At 68.2% G+C, this 18,705-nt stretch carries 12 protein-coding genes, 3 tRNA genes and 1 pseudogene; all 16 read left to right on the top strand.

Annotated features, from left to right (window positions below; translation table 11 throughout):
* The first annotated feature begins 149 nt into the window (after positions 1 to 149).
* The 16 genes and pseudogenes from BWR60_RS19660 to BWR60_RS19585 all read left to right on the top strand — a co-directional run bounded on the left by BWR60_RS19660 (position 150) and on the right by BWR60_RS19585 (position 18,699).
* Positions 150 to 234 (top strand) — tRNA-Tyr (locus BWR60_RS19660).
* Positions 235 to 291: 57 nt separating this feature from the next.
* Positions 292 to 365: transfer RNA gene (locus BWR60_RS19655), tRNA-Gly, on the top strand.
* Between the two features lie 50 nt (positions 366 to 415).
* A pseudogene (tuf, locus tag BWR60_RS19650) lies at positions 416 to 1,700 on the top strand (elongation factor Tu).
* Between the two features lie 99 nt (positions 1,701 to 1,799).
* Positions 1,800 to 3,263 carry a PLP-dependent aminotransferase family protein gene (locus tag BWR60_RS19645; RefSeq protein ID WP_179221843.1) on the top strand — a complete coding sequence of 488 codons (1,464 nt, stop codon included), beginning with the start codon at positions 1,800 to 1,802 and terminating at the stop codon, positions 3,261 to 3,263.
* Between the two features lie 155 nt (positions 3,264 to 3,418).
* The gene (pdxS, locus tag BWR60_RS19640) at positions 3,419 to 4,351 is read left to right on the top strand and encodes a pyridoxal 5'-phosphate synthase lyase subunit PdxS (protein ID WP_088152709.1); all 933 of its coding nucleotides are present in this window, start codon (positions 3,419 to 3,421) and stop codon (positions 4,349 to 4,351) included.
* The gene (gene pdxT / locus BWR60_RS19635) at positions 4,345 to 4,962 is read left to right on the top strand and encodes a pyridoxal 5'-phosphate synthase glutaminase subunit PdxT (protein WP_088152708.1); all 618 of its coding nucleotides are present in this window, start codon (positions 4,345 to 4,347) and stop codon (positions 4,960 to 4,962) included. The genes pdxS and pdxT overlap by 7 nt, the downstream gene beginning before the upstream one ends.
* Positions 4,963 to 5,091: 129 nt before the next feature.
* A tRNA-Trp gene (locus BWR60_RS19630) sits at positions 5,092 to 5,167 on the top strand.
* Positions 5,168 to 5,216: 49 nt separating this feature from the next.
* Positions 5,217 to 5,414: a preprotein translocase subunit SecE gene (gene secE / locus BWR60_RS19625; protein ID WP_088152707.1), complete on the top strand. Its 198-nt coding sequence runs from the start codon at positions 5,217 to 5,219 to the stop codon at positions 5,412 to 5,414.
* A 3-nt stretch (positions 5,415 to 5,417) separates the two neighbouring features.
* Positions 5,418 to 5,951 (top strand): transcription termination/antitermination protein NusG, encoded by a 534-nt coding sequence (nusG, locus tag BWR60_RS19620; RefSeq protein WP_088152706.1) that lies wholly within the window; start codon positions 5,418 to 5,420, stop codon positions 5,949 to 5,951.
* 148 nt (positions 5,952 to 6,099) lie between these two features.
* Positions 6,100 to 6,531: a 50S ribosomal protein L11 gene (gene rplK, locus BWR60_RS19615; protein WP_088152705.1), complete on the top strand. Its 432-nt coding sequence runs from the start codon at positions 6,100 to 6,102 to the stop codon at positions 6,529 to 6,531.
* Between the two features lie 5 nt (positions 6,532 to 6,536).
* On the top strand, positions 6,537 to 7,244 hold the full coding sequence (gene rplA / locus BWR60_RS19610) for a 50S ribosomal protein L1 (protein WP_088152704.1): 708 nt from the start codon (positions 6,537 to 6,539) through the stop codon (positions 7,242 to 7,244).
* A gap of 341 nt (positions 7,245 to 7,585) precedes the next feature.
* Positions 7,586 to 8,104, top strand: coding sequence for a 50S ribosomal protein L10 (rplJ, locus tag BWR60_RS19605; RefSeq protein ID WP_034834686.1), 519 nt, complete (start codon positions 7,586 to 7,588; stop codon positions 8,102 to 8,104).
* A 52-nt stretch (positions 8,105 to 8,156) separates the two neighbouring features.
* Complete coding sequence (gene rplL, locus BWR60_RS19600) at positions 8,157 to 8,537, top strand: 50S ribosomal protein L7/L12 (protein ID WP_088152703.1); 381 nt, start codon at positions 8,157 to 8,159, stop codon at positions 8,535 to 8,537.
* Positions 8,538 to 8,663: 126 nt separating this feature from the next.
* A complete protein-coding gene (rpoB, locus tag BWR60_RS19595; protein ID WP_088152702.1) occupies positions 8,664 to 12,854 on the top strand; it encodes a DNA-directed RNA polymerase subunit beta in 4,191 nt (1,396 codons plus the stop codon).
* Between the two features lie 81 nt (positions 12,855 to 12,935).
* Positions 12,936 to 17,261 carry a DNA-directed RNA polymerase subunit beta' gene (gene rpoC / locus BWR60_RS19590; protein WP_088152701.1) on the top strand — a complete coding sequence of 1,442 codons (4,326 nt, stop codon included), beginning with the start codon at positions 12,936 to 12,938 and terminating at the stop codon, positions 17,259 to 17,261.
* A 286-nt stretch (positions 17,262 to 17,547) separates the two neighbouring features.
* On the top strand, positions 17,548 to 18,699 hold the full coding sequence (locus tag BWR60_RS19585) for a glycosyltransferase (RefSeq protein WP_088152700.1): 1,152 nt from the start codon (positions 17,548 to 17,550) through the stop codon (positions 18,697 to 18,699).
* Positions 18,700 to 18,705: the final 6 nt, after the last annotated feature.

Raw genomic sequence — 18,705 nt, 5'->3', positions numbered from 1 at the left:
GTTCTGGGGAGTGCGGGTCATCGCCGTCCTGTGCGCTGTGGGGCGGGCGGGGTCAAGTTTACGATTTTCGCATCACGCATGCTTGACTTCCTCGCCGGGATGTCGATATTCCGCCCCGCCATTCGCCGAGCCGTGCGGCGAAGCCCTTTGGAGGGGTGGCCGAGTGGTTAAAGGCAGCAGACTGTAAATCTGCCCGCATAGCGTACGCTGGTTCGAATCCAGCCCCCTCCACCAAAGCCCGCTTGGCTTCGAAGTCACGGTCGAGGACATGGCGCGTCCCCGGACCTCCGGGCGGGTGTAGCTCAATGGTAGAGCAGCAGCCTTCCAAGCTGAATACGAGGGTTCGATTCCCTTCACCCGCTCCAGTCCCGAGGATCCACAAGTCCCAACTGCGAACGACTAGGGTTTCGAGAGAATGGCGAAGGCGAAGTTTGAGCGGACGAAGCCGCACTGCAACATCGGCACGATTGGTCACGTGGACCATGGTAAGACGTCGCTGACGGCGGCGATCACGAAGGTGCTGGCGGAGAAGGGCGGGGCGACGTTCACGGCGTACGACCAGATCGACAAGGCGCCGGAAGAGAAGGCGCGGGGGATCACGATCTCGACGGCGCATGTGGAGTACGAGACGGACAACCGTCACTACGCGCATGTGGACTGCCCGGGCCACGCCGACTACGTGAAGAACATGATCACGGGCGCGGCGCAGATGGACGGCGCGATCCTGGTGGTGTCGGCGGCCGATGGCCCGATGCCGCAGACGCGCGAGCACATCCTGCTGGCGCGCCAGGTGGGCGTTCCGGCGCTGGTGGTGTTCCTGAACAAGGTCGACATGGTCGACGACGCGGAGCTGTTGGAGCTGGTGGAGCTCGAGGTGCGCGAGCTGCTGTCGAGCTACGATTTCCCCGGCGACGACATTCCGATCGTGCCGGGCTCGGCGCTGGTGGCGCTGGAGGACGGCGACGCGAAGCTGGGCCGCGACGCGATCCTGGAGCTGATGAAGCAGGTGGACGCGTACATCCCGCAGCCGGAGCGTCCGAAGGACAAGCCATTCCTGATGCCGATCGAGGACGTGTTCTCGATCTCGGGCCGCGGCACGGTGGTGACGGGCCGGGTCGAGCGCGGCGTGGTGAAGGTCGGCGAGGAAATCGAGATCGTCGGCATCCGTGCGACGCAGAAGACGACCTGCACGGGCGTCGAGATGTTCCGCAAGCTGCTGGACCAGGGCGAGGCGGGCGACAACATCGGCGCGCTGCTGCGCGGCACCAAGCGTGAGGATGTGGAGCGCGGCCAGGTCCTGGCGAAGCCGGGGTCGATCACGCCGCACACGGAGTTCACGGCCGAGGCGTACATCCTGACGAAGGAAGAGGGCGGCCGTCACACGCCGTTCTTCACCAACTACCGTCCGCAGTTCTACTTCCGGACGACGGACGTGACCGGCGTGGTGTCGCTGCCGGAAGNAGGGCGGCCGTCACACGCCGTTCTTCACCAACTACCGTCCGCAGTTCTACTTCCGGACGACGGACGTGACCGGCGTGGTGTCGCTGCCGGAAGGCACCGAGATGGTGATGCCGGGCGACAACATCTCGATGACGGTGAAGCTGATCGCGCCGATCGCCATGGACGAGGGCCTGCGCTTCGCCATCCGCGAGGGCGGCCGCACCGTCGGCGCCGGCGTCGTCGCCAAGATCATCGCCTGATCCGGGCGCCGCGCCCGCGGCATCCGGTGAACGATCAAGCGGAAGGGCGGGGTTCTCCCCGCCCTTTCGTCGTTTCGGGCAATGCCTGAGAATACGGCCATGCTGTTTCGCCTCGACCGCGACGCCCCGCTGCAGACCCAGATCTACGACCAGCTCAAGGCGTCGATCCTGAGCGGCGACGCCGCGCCGGGCAGCCGGCTGCCCTCGTCCCGGGCGCTGGCCGACCAGTTCGCGATCGCGCGCAACACCGTGCTGCTGGCCTATGAGCAGCTGCTGGCCGAGGGCTATCTCGAGAGCCGGCCGGGCGCCGGCACCTTCGTCGGCGCGGCGCTGCCGGCCGGCGCCGCCCCGCGCCCGGCCGCCACGACCCCGGCCGAGGCGCACCGCGCGCCCCGGCTGTCGCGCTACAGCCAGCGGCTGCGTGGCCTCGACACCGACGCGCTGACCCGCCGCGCCGGGCTGCGCTACAGCTTCCATTACGGCACCGTCAGCGCCGCCGACTTCCCGGCCGACATCTGGCGCAGCCTGCTGCTGCGCGAGATCCGCCGCCGCGCCGGCAAGCCCTATCTCTACGAGAACCCGCAGGGCCTGCCGGAGCTGCGCGCCGCCCTGTCCGACTATCTCGGCCGCGCCCGGGCGGTGCGGGCCCGGCCGGAGCAGATCCTAATCGTCAACGGCTCGCAGCAGGCGGTCGACCTGGCACTGCGCGTGCTGGTCGACCCCGGCGACACGGTGGTGGTCGAGGATCCGGGCTACAGCGGCGCCCGGCTGGCGGTGGAGGCGATCGGCGCCCGGCTGCTGCCGGTGCCGGTCGACGCCGACGGGCTGGACACCGCCCTGCTGCCGCCGCCGGAGGCCGGGGCGCGGCTGGCGCATGTGACGCCGGGCCACCAGTTCCCGACCGGCGGGGTGATGCCGGCGGCGCGCCGCCTAGCCCTGCTGGACTGGGCCGGGCGCGGCGGCACCTATGTGTTCGAGGACGACTACGACAGCGAGTACCGCTATGAGGGCCGGCCGGTGGAATCGCTGCAGGCGCTCGACCGCGCCGGCCTCGTGATCTACTCCGGCACCGTGTCCAAGGTGCTCTCGCCCGGGCTGCGCCTCGGCTACATGGTGCTGCCGCCGGAGCTGGTGGAGCCGTTCCTGCAGGCCAAGCAGCTGACCGACCGGCACACCGCCTCGCTCGATCAGGCGGTGTTCGCCCATCTCATCCGCGACGGCCATTTCGAGCGCCACATCCGCCGCACCCGCCGGCGCAATCAGCGCCGCCGCGACGCGCTGGTGGCGGCGCTGAAGGCCGGCTTCGGCGCGGCCGTGGCGATCGAGGGCGCGAAGGCCGGGCTGCATGTGGTGGTCCGCTTCCGCGACATCCCGGCCACCCTGGCCGGCAGCGTCGCCGAGGCGGCGGCGCTGCGCTCGGTCGGCATCGTTCCGGCCGGGATCGGCGAGGCCGGCGCCAGCTTCCTGATGGGCTACGCCGCGCTGGAGGAGGCGGATATCCGCCAGGGCGTGGCCCTGCTGCGCGAGGTGGTGCAGTCCTTTCGCCGCGGCGGCGCAGCCTGAACTGGATCCATCGTTTCTCTCAGAATCCGAATCCACTGCCCGGAAGCCCGCCGTGATCCAGGTCCGAATTGGATCCATGAAATTGGCAGTTTGGTGGATCTTCTCCGACCACCGTCGGAAGCCTAGCGTCTCCGTCAGTTCTTTCGGAGAGACCCATGACCACGAACGGCACCAACGGCACCCATTCCCCCCAGGCCCTGCGCCTCAAGACCGGCCTGGCCGAGATGCTCAAGGGCGGCGTCATCATGGACGTCACCGACGCCCGCCAGGCCGAGATTGCCGAACGGGCCGGCGCCGTCGCGGTGATGGCGCTGGAGCGGGTGCCGGCGCAGATCCGGGCCGAGGGTGGCGTCGCCCGCATGGCCTCGCCGCTCAAGATCAAGGAGATCCTGGGCACGGTGTCGATTCCGGTGATGGCCAAGTGCCGCATCGGCCATTTCGCCGAGGCGCAGATCCTGCAGTCGCTCGGCGTCGACTTCATCGACGAATCCGAGGTCCTGACCCCGGCCGACGAGGCGAACCACGTCGACAAGCAGGCCTTCACCACCCCCTTCGTCTGCGGCGCCCGCAACCTGGGCGAGGCGCTGCGCCGCATCGCCGAGGGCGCGGCGATGATCCGCACCAAGGGCGAGGCCGGCACCGGCGACGTGGTCCATGCGGTGCAGCATCTGCGCCAGATCAGCCGGGACATCCGCGGCCTGACCGTGCTGCGGCCGGAAGAGCTGTACACCGCCGCCAAGGAGCTGGGCGCGCCCTATGAGCTGGTGCGGCTGGTGGCCGAGACCGGCCGGCTGCCGGTGCCGAACTTCTCCGCCGGCGGCATCGCCACCCCGGCCGATGCCGCCCTGGTGCGGCAGCTGGGCGCCGAGGCCGTGTTCGTCGGCTCCGGCATCTTCATGCAGGATTCGCGCACCTTCGCCGAGCCGGAGGAGGCGGAGCGCCGCGCCCGTGCCATCGTCCGCGCCACCACCCATTACGAGGACGCGGCGATCCTGGCCGAGGCCAGCGCCGAGTGCCAGGGCGCGATGAAGGGCCTGGCGGTGTCGGCGCTGGAGCCGGCCCAGCTGCTGCAGACCCGCGGATGGTGACCGGGCGGGGCAGGGGCACGCCGCGCATCGGCGTGCTGGCGCTGCAGGGCGATTTCGAGGCCCATGCCAGGGCGCTGGGCGAGGCCGGGGCCGAGGCGGTCCCGGTTCGCCTGCCGGCCCATCTCGAAGGCCTCGCCGGCCTGGTGATCCCGGGCGGCGAGTCGAGCGCGCTGCTGAAGCTGGCGGCCCGCGACGGGATGTACGAGGCGCTCAGCGCCTTCGTCTGGACGATGCCGGTCTTCGGCACCTGCGCCGGCTGCATCCTGCTGGCCCGGCGGGTGCTGCGGCCGGAGCAGAGGAGTCTCGGCGTGCTCGACGCCACGGTCGAGCGCAACGCCTATGGGAGGCAGATCGATTCGGCGATCCTGGAGACGCCGACCGCGCTGCCGGGCGGTCCGCTGGAGGCGGTGTACATCCGGGCGCCGCGCATCGCCGTGATCGGCCCCGGCGTCGAGGTGCTGGCCGAGCGCGACGGCGACCCGGTGCTGGTGCGCCAGGGCCGGCTGCTGGCCGCGACATTTCATCCCGAGCTGTCGGCCGACCGACGGGTGCACCGCCTGTTCATCGACATCGCCGCCGGGGCCGGACGAGGGGCGGAACGGGCGGCCTGAGAGAAATCCGACGGGGGTTCCGAACAGGGTGTTGATTCTGTCCGGCGCTTCCGCTAGAAGACCGTTCGCTCCGCGGTCAGGGCGGCGAGCGTGCCTCGTCGTGTTTCCTGAAGGCAGGGCGGTTCCCGGAGGAGTGTAGCTCAACTGGTAGAGCGTCGGTCTCCAAAACCGAAGGCTGGGGGTTCGAAACCCTCCACTCCTGCCAAACCCGCCCCTTTTGGCGTCCAGACTGACCGGCGATTTGATTGGTAGACATGGCCAAGACCAGCCCCGTCCAGTTCTTCAGGCAGGTCCGGCAGGAGACCGCGAAGGTCACCTGGCCGACACGGAAGGAGACCGCGATCACCACCGGCATGGTGTTCGTGTTCGTCATCCTCATGTCGATCTTCTTCCTGCTGGTCGACTGGATCGCCGGCTGGGCGGTGACGTCGATCATCGGCATGGGGAGCTGACCCATGGCGACGCGCTGGTACGTGCTGCACGTCTATTCGAATTTCGAGAAGAAGGTCGCGGAGTCGATCCGCGAGCAGGCCGAGCAGAAGGGCCTGGCCGACCATTTCGAGCAGATCGTCGTGCCGACCGAGGAGGTCGTCGAGATCCGCCGCGGCCAGAAGGTCAACACCGAGCGCAAGTTCTTCCCCGGCTACGTGCTGCTCAAGATGGAGCTGTCCGACCGGGCCTGGCATCTGGTCAAGAACACGCCGAAGGTCACCGGCTTCCTCGGGTCCGGCAACAAGCCGATCCCGATCAGCGAGGCCGAGGCGATGCGGATCATGCAGCAGGTCCAGGAAGGCGTGGAGCGGCCGAAGCCGTCCATCATCTTCGAGGTCGGCGAGACGGTGCGCGTGGCCGACGGCCCCTTCACCAGCTTCAACGGCGTGGTGGAGGAGGTGGACGAGGAACGTTCGCGGCTCAAGGTCGCGGTGTCGATCTTCGGCCGTGCGACTCCGGTGGAGCTAGAGTACACGCAGGTCGAGAAGGTTTCGTGACGGTCCATTGATCGTCGTCGGATACCCCGCGCTCCAGGGCGCGGGGGAGCGGCGCGGGAGACCCTCCCGGGAAGTCCTCCGGGGGTCGTGACCGCGCTTCCCCATCCCTCCGGTTCCACCGGAGGGATCAGTTGTTGAGGGATATGAGATGGCAAAGAAGGTCGTAGGACAGATCAAGCTGCAGGTGCCCGCGGGCGCCGCCAACCCGTCGCCGCCGATCGGCCCGGCGCTGGGCCAGCGCGGTCTGAACATCATGGAGTTCTGCAAGGCGTTCAACGCGCTGACCCAGAATCTCGAGAAGGGGATGCCGATCCCGGTCGTGATCACGGCCTATGCGGACCGGACGTTCACCTTCGTCACCAAGACGCCGCCGAACACCTACTTCATCAAGAAGGCCGCCGGGCTCGACAAGGGCAGCCAGACGCCGGGCAAGGGCGCCACGGTCGGCAAGATCACGATGAAGCAGATCCGCGAGATCGCCGAGATCAAGATGAAGGATCTCAACGCGAACGACGTCGATGCGGCTGCCCAGATGATCAAGGGCTCCGCCCGGTCGATGGGCATCGAGGTGGTGGAGTAATCGGCATGGCGAAGGTTTCCAAGCGCATCCGCGCCGCGACCAAGGGTCTGAACCCCGAGGCGACCTACGAGCTGGCCCAGGCCGTCAAGATGCTGAAGGCGTCGGCCACGGCGAAGTTCGACGAGACCGTCGAGATCGCGATGAATCTCGGCGTCGACCCGCGCCACGCCGACCAGATGGTCCGCGGCGTCGTGCAGCTGCCGAACGGCACCGGCAAGACCGTCCGCGTCCTGGTGTTCGCCCGTGGCGACAAGGCCGAGCAGGCCCTGGCCGCCGGGGCCGACATCGTCGGCGCCGACGATCTGGCCAAGGAGATCCAGGATGGCCGCAGCGACTTCGACCGCTGCATCGCCACCCCGGACATGATGGGCCTGGTCGGCCGCCTCGGTAAGGTGCTGGGCCCCCGCGGCCTGATGCCGAACCCGAAGCTGGGCACCGTCACCCCCGACGTCGCCGGCGCGGTCAAGGCCGCCAAGGGCGGCGCGGTGGAGTTCCGGGCCGAGAAGGCGGGCATCGTCCATGCCGGCGTCGGCAAGGCCAGCTTCACGGAAGAGGCGCTGGTCGGCAACATCCGCGCCTTCGTCGAGGCGATCCAGCGCGCCAAGCCCAGCGGGGCGAAGGGCACCTACCTCAAGAAGGTGACCGTCACCTCGACCATGGGCCCGGGCTACAAGCTGGACCTGCAGAAGCTGCACGAGGGCGCCGGCGCCTGAGGAATACGCCGCCCGGCAACGGGCGGCGGGGCCCCGCAAGGGGCCATTTACAAGATACGTCGCCCGGCAACGGGCGACGGCTAGGGTGGGCTTCGGCCTGCCCGAACCTGTCCGAGACTGCAGGGGCGTCGCGAGGCGCTTAAAACCCACCTGCATAGACGGGAGTCAAACCCAATCAACGTCGGCGACCGGGCCTCGGCCCGGCCGTCGTACGGGGCTTGGACTTCTGGGACAGGAGAGCGGATCGGTACCGGGCGCATCAGCCCAAGGGCCGGTCCAGTGTGGACTGGGGTTCCGGGCCGGCTTCGGCCGGGACGGGGCCCCGACAACGGAGGCGATCCGTGAACCGTACACAGAAGACCGAGAAGATCGCCGCGCTGCAGGAGTCGTTCCGGACGGCGTACACGGTTGTCGTCACCCGCCAAGGCGGGATGACGGTGGCCGAGTCGACCGATCTCCGGCGGCAAATGCTCGCGGCGGGGGCCTCGTTCCGCGTGACCAAGAACCGGCTCGCCCGCATCGCCCTTCAGGGCACCCAGTTCGAGCATCTGGCCGACCTGTTCACCGGCCCGACCGCCATCGCGTTCTCCCAGGACGCGGTCGCGGCGGCGAAGGTGGCGGTCGACTACGCCAAGAAGAACGACAAGCTGCAGATCATCGGCGGCGGACTCGGTTCTCAGCTGCTCGATCAGAAGGGTGTCGAGGCTCTCGCTTCGCTGCCGTCGCTCGACGAGCTGCGGGCGAAGCTGGTGGGCATGATCCAGACCCCGGCGACCCGTATCGCCGGTGTTCTGCAGGCTCCGGCCGGGCAGCTCGCCCGCGTCTTCGGGGCCTATGCCAAGAAGGACGAGGCGGCATAGAGCCGCACCTGTTGAAACCGTACCCAGAAGACCCAAGTCTTAGGAGAAAGAAATGGCTGATCTCGCAAAGCTCGTCGACGATCTGTCGAGCCTGACGGTCCTCGAGGCCGCTGAGCTCTCGAAGCTGCTCGAGGAGAAGTGGGGCGTGTCCGCCGCCGCTCCGGTCGCGGTTGCCGCCGCCCCGGCCGGTGGTGCCGCCGCTGCCGCTCCGGCCGAGGAGCAGACCGAGTTCAACGTCATCCTCGCGGATGCCGGCGAGAAGAAGATCAACGTGATCAAGGAGGTCCGTGCGATCACCGGCCTCGGCCTCAAGGAGGCCAAGGACCTCGTCGAAGGCGCGCCGAAGCCCGTCAAGGAAGGCGTGTCGAAGGACGAGGCCGCCAAGATCAAGAAGCAGCTCGAGGAAGCCGGCGCCAAGGTCGACGTCAAGTAAGACCCGCGTGGCACTTCAAGCTGTTTTGTCACTGTAGTCCGGGCGCGGCCGATCCCTCGGGGTCGGCCGCGAACGGGCGTTTGTGTTCCGTACCTGTTCGGCATTTGTTGGAAACGAGGGGCTCACATGGCTCAGACCTTCACCGGCCGTAAGCGCGTCCGCAAGAGTTTCGGGCGGATCCCCGAGGTCGCCCAGATGCCCAACCTGATCGAGGTGCAGCGCAGCTCCTACGATCAGTTCCTGCAGATGAACGTCAAGCCGGCGGCCCGTGCCGTCGTGGGCCTGCAGGAGGTGTTCCGGTCGGTGTTCCCGATCAAGGACTTCTCTGAACGCGCCGAGCTCGATTTTGTTTCCTACGAGCTCGAAGAGCCGAAATACGACGTCGAGGAGTGCCAGCAGCGGGGCATGACCTTCGCCGCGCCGCTGAAGGTGACGCTGCGCCTGACCGTGTTCGATGTCGAGGAGGACACGGGCCTGCGCTCGATCCGCGACATCAAGGAGCAGGACGTCTACATGGGCGACATGCCGCTCATGACGGCGAACGGCACCTTCATCATCAACGGCACCGAGCGCGTCATCGTCAGCCAGATGCACCGCAGCCCGGGCGTGTTCTTCGACCATGACCGCGGCAAGACCCATTCCTCGGGCAAGTACCTGTTCGCGGCCCGCGTCATCCCCTATCGCGGCTCCTGGCTCGACTTCGAGTTCGACGCCAAGGACCACCTCTATGTCCGCATCGACCGCCGCCGCAAGCTGCCGACCACCACGCTGCTGATGGCGCTGGATTCGGCCGAGACCGCCACCCTGCGCCAGGCGCGGGCGAAGGAAGGCCGCGGCCTGCAGCCCTATGAGGCGCAGGGCATGAGCCGCGAGGAGATCCTCGCCTGGTTCTATGACAGCGTCGAGTACAAGCGCGCCAAGGACGGCTGGAAGACCGCCTTCGACGGCGAGCGCCTGAAGGGCGTCAAGCTGACGGCCGACCTGGTCGACGCCGCCTCGGGCGAGGTGGTGGCGCAAGCCGACACCAAGATGACCCCCCGCGTCATCAAGAAGCTGGCCGAGCAGGGCGTCACCGAGATCCTGGTCCCGGCCGAGGACCTGGCCGGCCGCTACCTGGCCGGCGACGTGATCGACGAGCAGACCGGCGAGGTCTTCTTCGAGGCCGGTGACGAGGTCACCCAGGCCGTCCTCGACCTGTTCGAGGAGAAGGGTTTCGACACCCTGACCGTGCTGGCGATCGACCACGTCAATGTCGGCCCGTATCTCCGTTCGACCCTGGCGATCGACCGCAACGCCTCCCGCGAGGACGCGCTGATCGACATCTACCGCGTCATGCGCCCGGGCGAGCCGCCGACGCTGGAGAGCGCCGAGGCGCTGTTCAACGGCCTGTTCTTCGACCAGGAGCGCTACGACCTCTCGGCCGTCGGCCGGGTGAAGATGAACGCGCGCCTGGGCTTCGAGACCGACGACCAGCTGCGCGTGCTGCGCAAGGACGACATCCTGTCGATCCTGAAGATCCTGGTCGACCTGAAGGACGGCCGCGGCGAGATCGACGACATCGACAACCTCGGCAACCGCCGTGTCCGCTCGGTCGGCGAGCTGATGGAGAACCAGTACCGCGTCGGCCTGCTGCGCATGGAGCGCGCGATCCGCGAGCGCATGTCGTCGGTCGACATCGACACGATCATGCCGCACGACCTGATCAACGCGAAGCCGGCGGCGGCGGCGGTGCGGGAGTTCTTCGGCTCCTCGCAGCTCAGCCAGTTCATGGACCAGACCAACCCGCTGTCCGAGATCACGCACAAGCGGCGCCTCTCGGCCCTCGGGCCGGGCGGTCTGACCCGCGAGCGCGCCGGCTTCGAGGTGCGCGACGTGCACCCGACCCATTACGGCCGGATCTGCCCGATCGAGACGCCGGAAGGCCCGAATATCGGCCTGATCAACTCGCTGGCCACCTATGCCCGGGTGAACAAGTACGGCTTCATCGAGAGCCCGTACCGCAAGATGGCGGACGGCCGCGTCACCGACGAGGTGATCTACCTCTCGGCGATGGAGGAGAGCCGCTACACCATCGCCCAGGCGAATGCCGAGCTGGACGAGGAGGGCCGCTTCGTCGGCGACCTCGTGTCGTGCCGGCAGGGCGGCGACTACATCATGTCGAAGCCGGAATCGATCGACCTGGTGGACGTGTCGCCGAAGCAGATCGTCTCGGTGGCCGCGGCGCTGATCCCGTTCCTCGAGAACGACGACGCCAACCGCGCGCTGATGGGCTCGAACATGCAGCGCCAGGCCGTGCCGCTGGTGCGCGCCGACGCGCCGCTGGTCGGCACCGGCATGGAGGGCACGGTGGCCCGGGATTCCGGCGTTACCATCGTCGCCCGCCGCGCCGGCATCATCGACACGGTGGACGCCACCCGCATCGTCGTGCGGGTGACCGACACGGAAGGCGCGTCGTCGACCGTCGATATCTACAACCTGCTGAAGTTCCAGCGCTCGAACCAGAGCACCTGCATCACCCAGCGCCCGCTGGTGCGCGTGGGCGACCGGGTGCGCAAGGGCGACATCATCGCCGACGGCCCGTCGACCGAGCTCGGCGAGCTCGCGCTCGGCCGCAACGTGCTCGTCGCCTTCATGCCCTGGAACGGCTACAACTTCGAGGACTCGATCCTCATCTCCGAGCGCATCGTCAAGGACGACGTCTTCACCTCGATCCACATCGAGGAATTCGAGGTGATGGCGCGCGACACCAAGCTCGGCCAGGAGGAAATCACCCGCGACATCCCGAATGTCGGTGAAGAGGCGCTGCGCCACCTCGACGAGGCGGGCATCGTCTACATCGGCGCCGAGGTGAAGCCGGGCGACATCCTGGTCGGCAAGGTCACGCCGAAGGGCGAGAGCCCGATGACGCCGGAGGAGAAGCTGCTCCGCGCCATCTTCGGCGAGAAGGCGTCCGACGTCCGCGACACCTCGCTGCGCCTGCCGCCGGGCGTCACCGGCACGATCGTCGAGGTGCGGGTGTTCTCGCGCCGCGGCGTCGACAAGGACGAGCGCGCTTTGGCGATCGAGCGGGCCGAGATCGAGCGGCTGGCCAAGGACCGCGACAGCGAGCGCGCGATCCTCGAGCGCAGCTTCTTCGCTCGCCTCAAGGAGCTGCTGCTGGGCCAGACCTCGGTCTCCGGCCCGAAGGGCTTCCAGACCGGCGGCGAGATCGGCGAGGCGCAGCTGAAGGACTTCAGCCGCGGCCAGTGGCGCCAGATCACCATCGCCGACGAGGCGCGCATGGCCGATATCGAGGCCATGGGCCGTCACTTCGACGACCAGGTGAAGGGCCTCGAGGCGCGGTTCGACAACAAGGTCGAGAAGCTGCAGCGCGGTGACGAGCTGCCGCCCGGCGTGATGAAGATGGTCAAGATCTTCGTCGCGGTGAAGCGCAAGCTGCAGCCCGGCGACAAGATGGCCGGCCGCCACGGCAACAAGGGCGTCGTGTCCAAGATCATGCCGATCGAGGATATGCCCTACCTGGAGGACGGCACCCATGTCGACCTCGTGCTGAACCCGCTCGGCGTGCCCAGCCGCATGAATGTCGGCCAGATCCTGGAGACCCATCTCGGCTGGGCGGCCGCCGGCATCGGCCGCCAGATCGGCGAGGTCGTCGACCAGTACCAGGCCCACGCCCGGCGCGGTGAGGACAACGCCAAGACGGTGAAGGCGCTGCAGGGCAAGCTGAAGGACGTCTACGGCAAGGCCCAGTACGACGACGACATCGAGGACATGTCCGCGGACGAGCTGGTCGAGATGGCCGGCAACCTGCGCAAGGGCGTGCCGATGGCGACGCCGGTGTTCGACGGCGCCCGCGAGGACGACATCGTCCACATGCTGGAGAAGGCCGGCCTGGCCTCCTCGGGCCAGGTCACGCTGCAGGACGGCCGCACCGGCGAGCAGTTCGCCCGCAAGGTGACCGTCGGCTACATCTACATGCTGAAGCTGCATCACCTGGTGGACGACAAGATCCACGCCCGGTCGATCGGCCCGTACAGCCTGGTCACCCAGCAGCCGCTGGGCGGCAAGGCCCAGTTCGGCGGCCAGCGCTTCGGCGAGATGGAGGTGTGGGCGCTCGAGGCCTACGGCGCGGCGTACACGCTGCAGGAGATGCTGACGGTGAAGTCGGACGACGTGTCCGGCCGCACCAAGGTCTACGAGGCGATCGTCCGCGGCGACGACAACTTCGAGGCCGGCATCCCCGAATCCTTCAACGTGCTGATGAAGGAGCTGCGGTCGCTGGGCCTCAATGTCGAGCTCGAGCAGCGCAACTACTGATCCGTCTCCGGCGGCCGGTCCCCTTGGATCGGCCGCCGCTGAACCCCATTTTGTCCGTCCCTACCCCGGGGGAGCAGGTACATGAACGAGTTGATGAATCTCGTCGGCCAGGTCTCGACGCCGCAGAGCTTCGACCAGATCAAGATCCAGATCGCCAGCCCGGAGCGCATCCGCTCCTGGTCCTATGGCGAGATCAAGAAGCCGGAGACGATCAACTACCGGACCTTCAAGCCGGAGCGCGACGGCCTGTTCTGCGCCCGGATCTTCGGTCCGATCAAGGACTACGAGTGCTTGTGCGGCAAGTACAAGCGCATGAAGTACCGCGGCATCATCTGCGAGAAGTGTGGCGTCGAGGTCACGCTGTCGAAGGTCCGGCGCGAGCGCATGGGCCATATCGAGCTGGCCTCGCCGGTGGCGCATATCTGGTTCCTGAAGTCGCTGCCGTCGCGCATCGGCCTGATGGTCGACATGACGCTCAAGGATCTCGAGAAGGTCCTGTACTTCGAGAGCTTCGTGGTGGTCGAGCCCGGCCTGACCGCGCTGAAGAAGAACCAGCTCCTCACCGAGGACGAGTATCTTCGCGCCCAGGACGAGTACGGCGAGGATGCGTTCACCGCCAAGATTGGCGCCGAGGCGCTGAAGGGCATGCTCTCGGGCATCGACCTGGAGGAGGAGCGCGTCAAGGTCCGTGAGGAGCTGCGCGAGACCGGCTCCGAGGCCAAGCGCAAGAAGCTGGTCAAGCGGCTGAAGCTGATCGACGCCTTCCTCGAGTCCGGCTCGCATCCGGAGTGGATGGTGCTCGACGTCGTTCCGGTGATTCCGCCGGAGCTGCGCCCGCTCGTCCCCCTGGACGGCGGCCGCTTCGCCACGTCGGACCTCAATGACCTCTACCGCCGCGTCATCAACCGCAACAACCGCCTGAAGCGGCTGATCGAGCTGCGCGCGCCCGACATCATCGTGCGCAACGAGAAGCGCATGCTGCAGGAGGCGGTGGACGCGCTGTTCGACAACGGCCGCCGCGGCCGCGTCATCACCGGCGCCAACAAGCGCCCGCTGAAGTCGATCAGCGACATGCTGAAGGGCAAGCAGGGCCGGTTCCGCCAGAACCTGCTCGGCAAGCGCGTCGACTATTCGGGTCGTTCGGTCATCGTCGTCGGGCCGGAGCTGAAGCTCCACCAGTGCGGCCTGCCGAAGAAGATGGCGCTCGAGCTGTTCAAGCCGTTCATCTACCACAAGCTCGAGCTGTACGGCATGGCGTCCACCATCAAGGCCGCGAAGCGGATGGTGGAGAAGGAGCGGCCGGAGGTCTGGGACATCCTCGAGGAGGTCATCCGCGAGCACCCGGTCCTCTTGAACCGCGCCCCGACGCTGCACCGCCTCGGCATCCAGGCCTTTGAGCCGACCCTGATCGAGGGCAAGGCGATCCAGCTGCACCCGCTGGTCTGCACCGCCTTCAACGCCGATTTCGACGGCGACCAGATGGCCGTGCACGTGCCGCTCGCGCTCGAGGCCCAGCTCGAGGCCCGCGTGCTGATGATGTCGACCAACAACATCCTCAGCCCGGCCAACGGCAAGCCGATCATCGTGCCGTCGCAGGACATCGTCCTCGGCATCTACTACCTGTCGATGGAGCGCAACGACCGCCTCGGCGCGCCGCTTTCGATCGACGGGATCGAGGCGCTGACCGCGGCGATCACGAATGACGACATCATCCTGCAGAACCCGGCCAAGCCGGCGGATGTGGTCGACGCCTCCGACATCAAGGCGGTGTTCGAGAAGCTGAAGTCGGGCAAGCTGACCGCCCACCAGGTGCCCCGTTTCGCCTCGATCGGCGAGATGGAGCAGGCGATGGCGGCCGGCGTGATCGGCATGCACAGCCGGATCAAGACCCGGTTCAAGACGGTCGACGAGAACGGCCAGAGCATCATCCAGCGCGTCACCACCACGCCGGGCCGGATGCTGCTGTCGGAGATCCTGCCGCGGCACCCGGCGGTGCCGTTCAGCCAGGTCAACCGGCTCTTGACCAAGAAGGACGTCACCAACGTCATCGACACCGTCTACCGCCACTGCGGCCAGAAGGAGACGGTGATCTTCTGCGACCGGCTGATGGGCCTGGGCTTCGCCCATGCCTGCCGCGCCGGCATCTCCTTCGGCAAGGATGACATGGTCATCCCGAAGGCGAAGGAGCAGCTGATCGCCAAGGCGTCGGAGCTGGTGAAGGAGTACGAGAACCAGTATCTCGACGGCCTGATCACCCGCGGCGAGAAGTACAACAAGGTGGTCGACGTGTGGTCGAACACCACCGACGAGGTGGCGCGTGAGATGATGGCCGAGATCCAGGCCACGCTCACCGACCCGAGCCGGCAGGTGAACTCGGTCTACATGATGGCCCATTCCGGCGCCCGCGGTTCGGCGGCGCAGATCCGCCAGCTCGCCGGCATGCGCGGCCTGATGGCGAAGCCGGACGGCTCGATCATCGAGACGCCGATCATCTCGAACTTCAAGGAAGGCCTGACCGTTCTCGAGTACTTCAACTCGACGCACGGCGCCCGCAAGGGCCTGGCCGACACCGCCCTGAAGACCGCGAACTCGGGCTACCTCACCCGCCGCCTGGTCGACGTCGCCCAGGATTGCGTGGTGATCGAGGAGGATTGCGGCACCAAGAACGGCATCACCACCAGCGCCCATATCGATGGCGGTGAGGTGATCGTGCCGCTGGGCGAGCGCATCCTCGGCCGTTGCGCCGGCGAGGCGGTGCTGCACCCGCTGACCGGCGAGGTCGTGGTCGAGGCCGGCGAGCTGATCGACGAGGCGCTGGTCGAAGCGGTCGAGGTGGCCGGCGTCGACCGGGTGCTGATCCGGTCGGCCCTGACCTGCGAGACCAAGGGCGGCATCTGCGGCAAGTGCTACGGCCGCGACCTGGCCCGCGGCACCACGGTGAACATCGGCGAGGCCGTCGGCGTCATCGCGGCGCAGTCGATCGGTGAGCCGGGCACCCAGCTGACGATGCGGACGTTCCACATCGGCGGCGCGGCCCAGCGCGGTGCGGAGCAGTCGGCGATCGAGGCGGCGTTCGACGCCAAGGTCCAGATCAAGAACCGCAACGTGGTGAAGAACGGCCAGGGCGTCCTGGTGGTGATGAGCCGGAACTGCGAACTGCAGCTGGTCGACGGGCAGGGCCGCGAGAAGGCGCGCCATCGACTGCCTTACGGCGCCAAGCTGCTGGTCGATGACGGCGAGAAGATCGAGCGCGGCCGCAAGATGGCCGAGTGGGATCCGTACACCATGCCGATCATCACCGAGAAGGCGGGCACGGCGACCTATATGGACCTGGTCGAAGGCGTCTCGATGCGCGAGGTCGTCGACGAGCAGACCGGCATCTCGGCCAAGGTGGTGGTCGACTGGCGGCAGCAGCCGCGCGGCGACCAGCTGAAGCCCCGCATCGTCCTGCGCGACGAGAAGGGCGAGGTCATCCGTCTGCCGAACGGCCTCGAGGCGCGCTACTTCCTCTCGGTCGACGCCATCCTGCAGGTCGAGAACGGCGCGCAGGTGCAGGCCGGCGACGTGCTGGCCCGTATCCCGCGCGAAGGCTCGAAGACGCGTGACATCACCGGCGGTCTGCCGCGCGTCGCCGAGCTGTTCGAGGCCCGCAAGCCGAAGGACTACGCCATCATCTCGGACCTCGATGGCCGGGTCGAGTTCGGCAAGGACTACAAGACCAAGCGGCGCATCGTCGTGCGGAACGAGGAGTCGGGCGACGAGCGCGAATACCTCATTCCGAAGGGCAAGCACATCTCGGTGCAGGAAGGCGACTACGTCCTCAAGGGCGACCAGCTGCTGGACGGCAACCCGGTGCCGCACGACATCCTGTCGGTCCTCGGCGTCGAGGCGCTGGCGGACTACCTGGTTAATGAGATCCAGGACGTCTACCGGCTGCAGGGCGTGAAGATCAACGACAAGCACATCGAGGTGATCGTCCGCCAGATGCTGCAGAAGGTCGAGATCACCGAGGTGGGCGACACCACCTTGCTGATCGGCGACCAGATCGACCGCGAGGACTTCGAGGAAGAGAACGAGAAGACGATCCGCGAGAACCTGCGGCCGGCCAAGGGCGTCTCGGTGCTCCAGGGCATCACCAAGGCCTCGCTGCAGACCAAGTCGTTCATCTCGGCGGCCTCGTTCCAGGAGACCACCCGCGTCCTCACCGAGGCGGCGGTCTCCGGCAAGGTCGACGACCTGGCCGGTCTCAAGGAGAACGTCATCGTCGGCCGCCTGATCCCGGCCGGCACCGGCTCGGTGGTCAACCGCCTGCGAGCGATCGCCGGCGAGCGCGACCGCCAGGCGCGGCTGCAGCACGAGGAGCAGGACGGCGAGCCGGCCCTGCCCTCGGGCGAGGCGGCGGCCTGATCCGGGCTTAGCTCCGATCCAACCCCCTCCGGTCCGCCGGAGGGGGTTTTTCTTTGTCCAACGCCTGAGCACCTCTCCTCCTGTCATGCCCGGGCTTGATCAGGGCATCCTGAAGGTCTCGACAGCCTCCGGGGACCTCTTCACAAAGCCCTTCACCGTCATTGCGAGCGAAGCGAAGCAATCCAGGGCCAGTGCGAACCGGCCCCTGGATGGATTCGTCGGCTTCGCCTCCTCGCAATGACGGCGAGGGGTTCGTGATTCTGAAAACGCCGTTCGGGAGATCGTCATGCGCGTCCTGTTCAGCTTTGCCGGCGGCAGCGGGCATTTCCTGCCGCTGGTGCCGCTCGCCCGGGCGGTGCGGGCGGCCGGGCATGACGTCGCCTTCGCCGGCCAGCCGGCGATGACCAGGGCGGTCGAGGCCGCCGGCTTCACCGCCTTCGCCACCGGCGGCGAGACGCTGCGCACGGATCCGGTGCGCACACCGCTGCTCGCCTATGATGCGGCCCAGGAGGACCGGGCGGTGCGCGACGGCTTCGCCGGCCGGACGGCGCGGGCCCGCGCCGCCGCCCTGCTGGATCTCTGCGGCCGCTGGCGGCCGGACCTGCTGGTCTGCGACGAGCTGGATTTCGGCGCCATGGTCGCGGCGGAGCGCCTGGGGCTGCCGCACGCCTCGGTGCTGGTGATCGCCGCCGGCGCCCTGGTCCGGCCCGACCTGGTGCGGGCGCCGCTGGACGCGCTGCGGGCGGAGCACGGCCTCGGGCCGGATCCGGATCTGGCGATGCTGCGCCGGCACCTGGTGCTGTCGCCGGTGCCGCCCGCCTTCCGCGATCCGGCCTTCCCGCTGCCGGCGACGGCGCGGCTGATCCGCCCGGCGACGGAGGAGGGCGCGGCAGAGGCGCCGGGTTGGCTCGACGCCCTGCCGGCGGACCGGCCGGTCGTCTACGCCACGCTCGGCACCGTGTTCCATCTCGAATCCGGCGACCTGCTGGAGCGGGTGGTGGTGGGCTTGAGCGACCTGCCGGTTAGCCTGGTGGTCACCACCGGGCGCGAGATCGACCCGGCCTCGCTCGGGCCGCAGCCGCCCCATGTCCGGATCGAGCGTTATGTGCCGCAGTCGCTGCTGCTGCCGCGCTGCAGCCTGATGGTGTCGCAGGCCGGATCCGGCGGCGTGACCGGGGCGCTGGCCCATGGCGTGCCGATGGTGCTGCTGCCGATCGGCGCCGACCAGCCGGCCAATGCCGGGCGCTGCGCCGCGCTCGGCGTCGCCCGGGTGCTCGACCCGGTCGGCTGCTCGCCGGCGATGGTGGGCGAGGCGGCTCAGGCGGTGCTGGCCGATCCGGCGTATCGGGCGGCGGCGGCGCGGATGGCGCGAGAGATCGCCGCGATGCCGGATCCGGCGGCGATGGTGCCGCTGCTGGAACGCCTCGCGGCGCGGTGAGGGCGG

Source organism: Inquilinus limosus, assembly GCF_002195995.1.
Lineage (GTDB): Bacteria > Pseudomonadota > Alphaproteobacteria > DSM-16000 > Inquilinaceae > Inquilinus > Inquilinus limosus_C.
The sequence above is the reverse complement of the archived record's forward strand: the minus strand, read 5'-3'. Positions and strand labels throughout refer to the sequence as shown.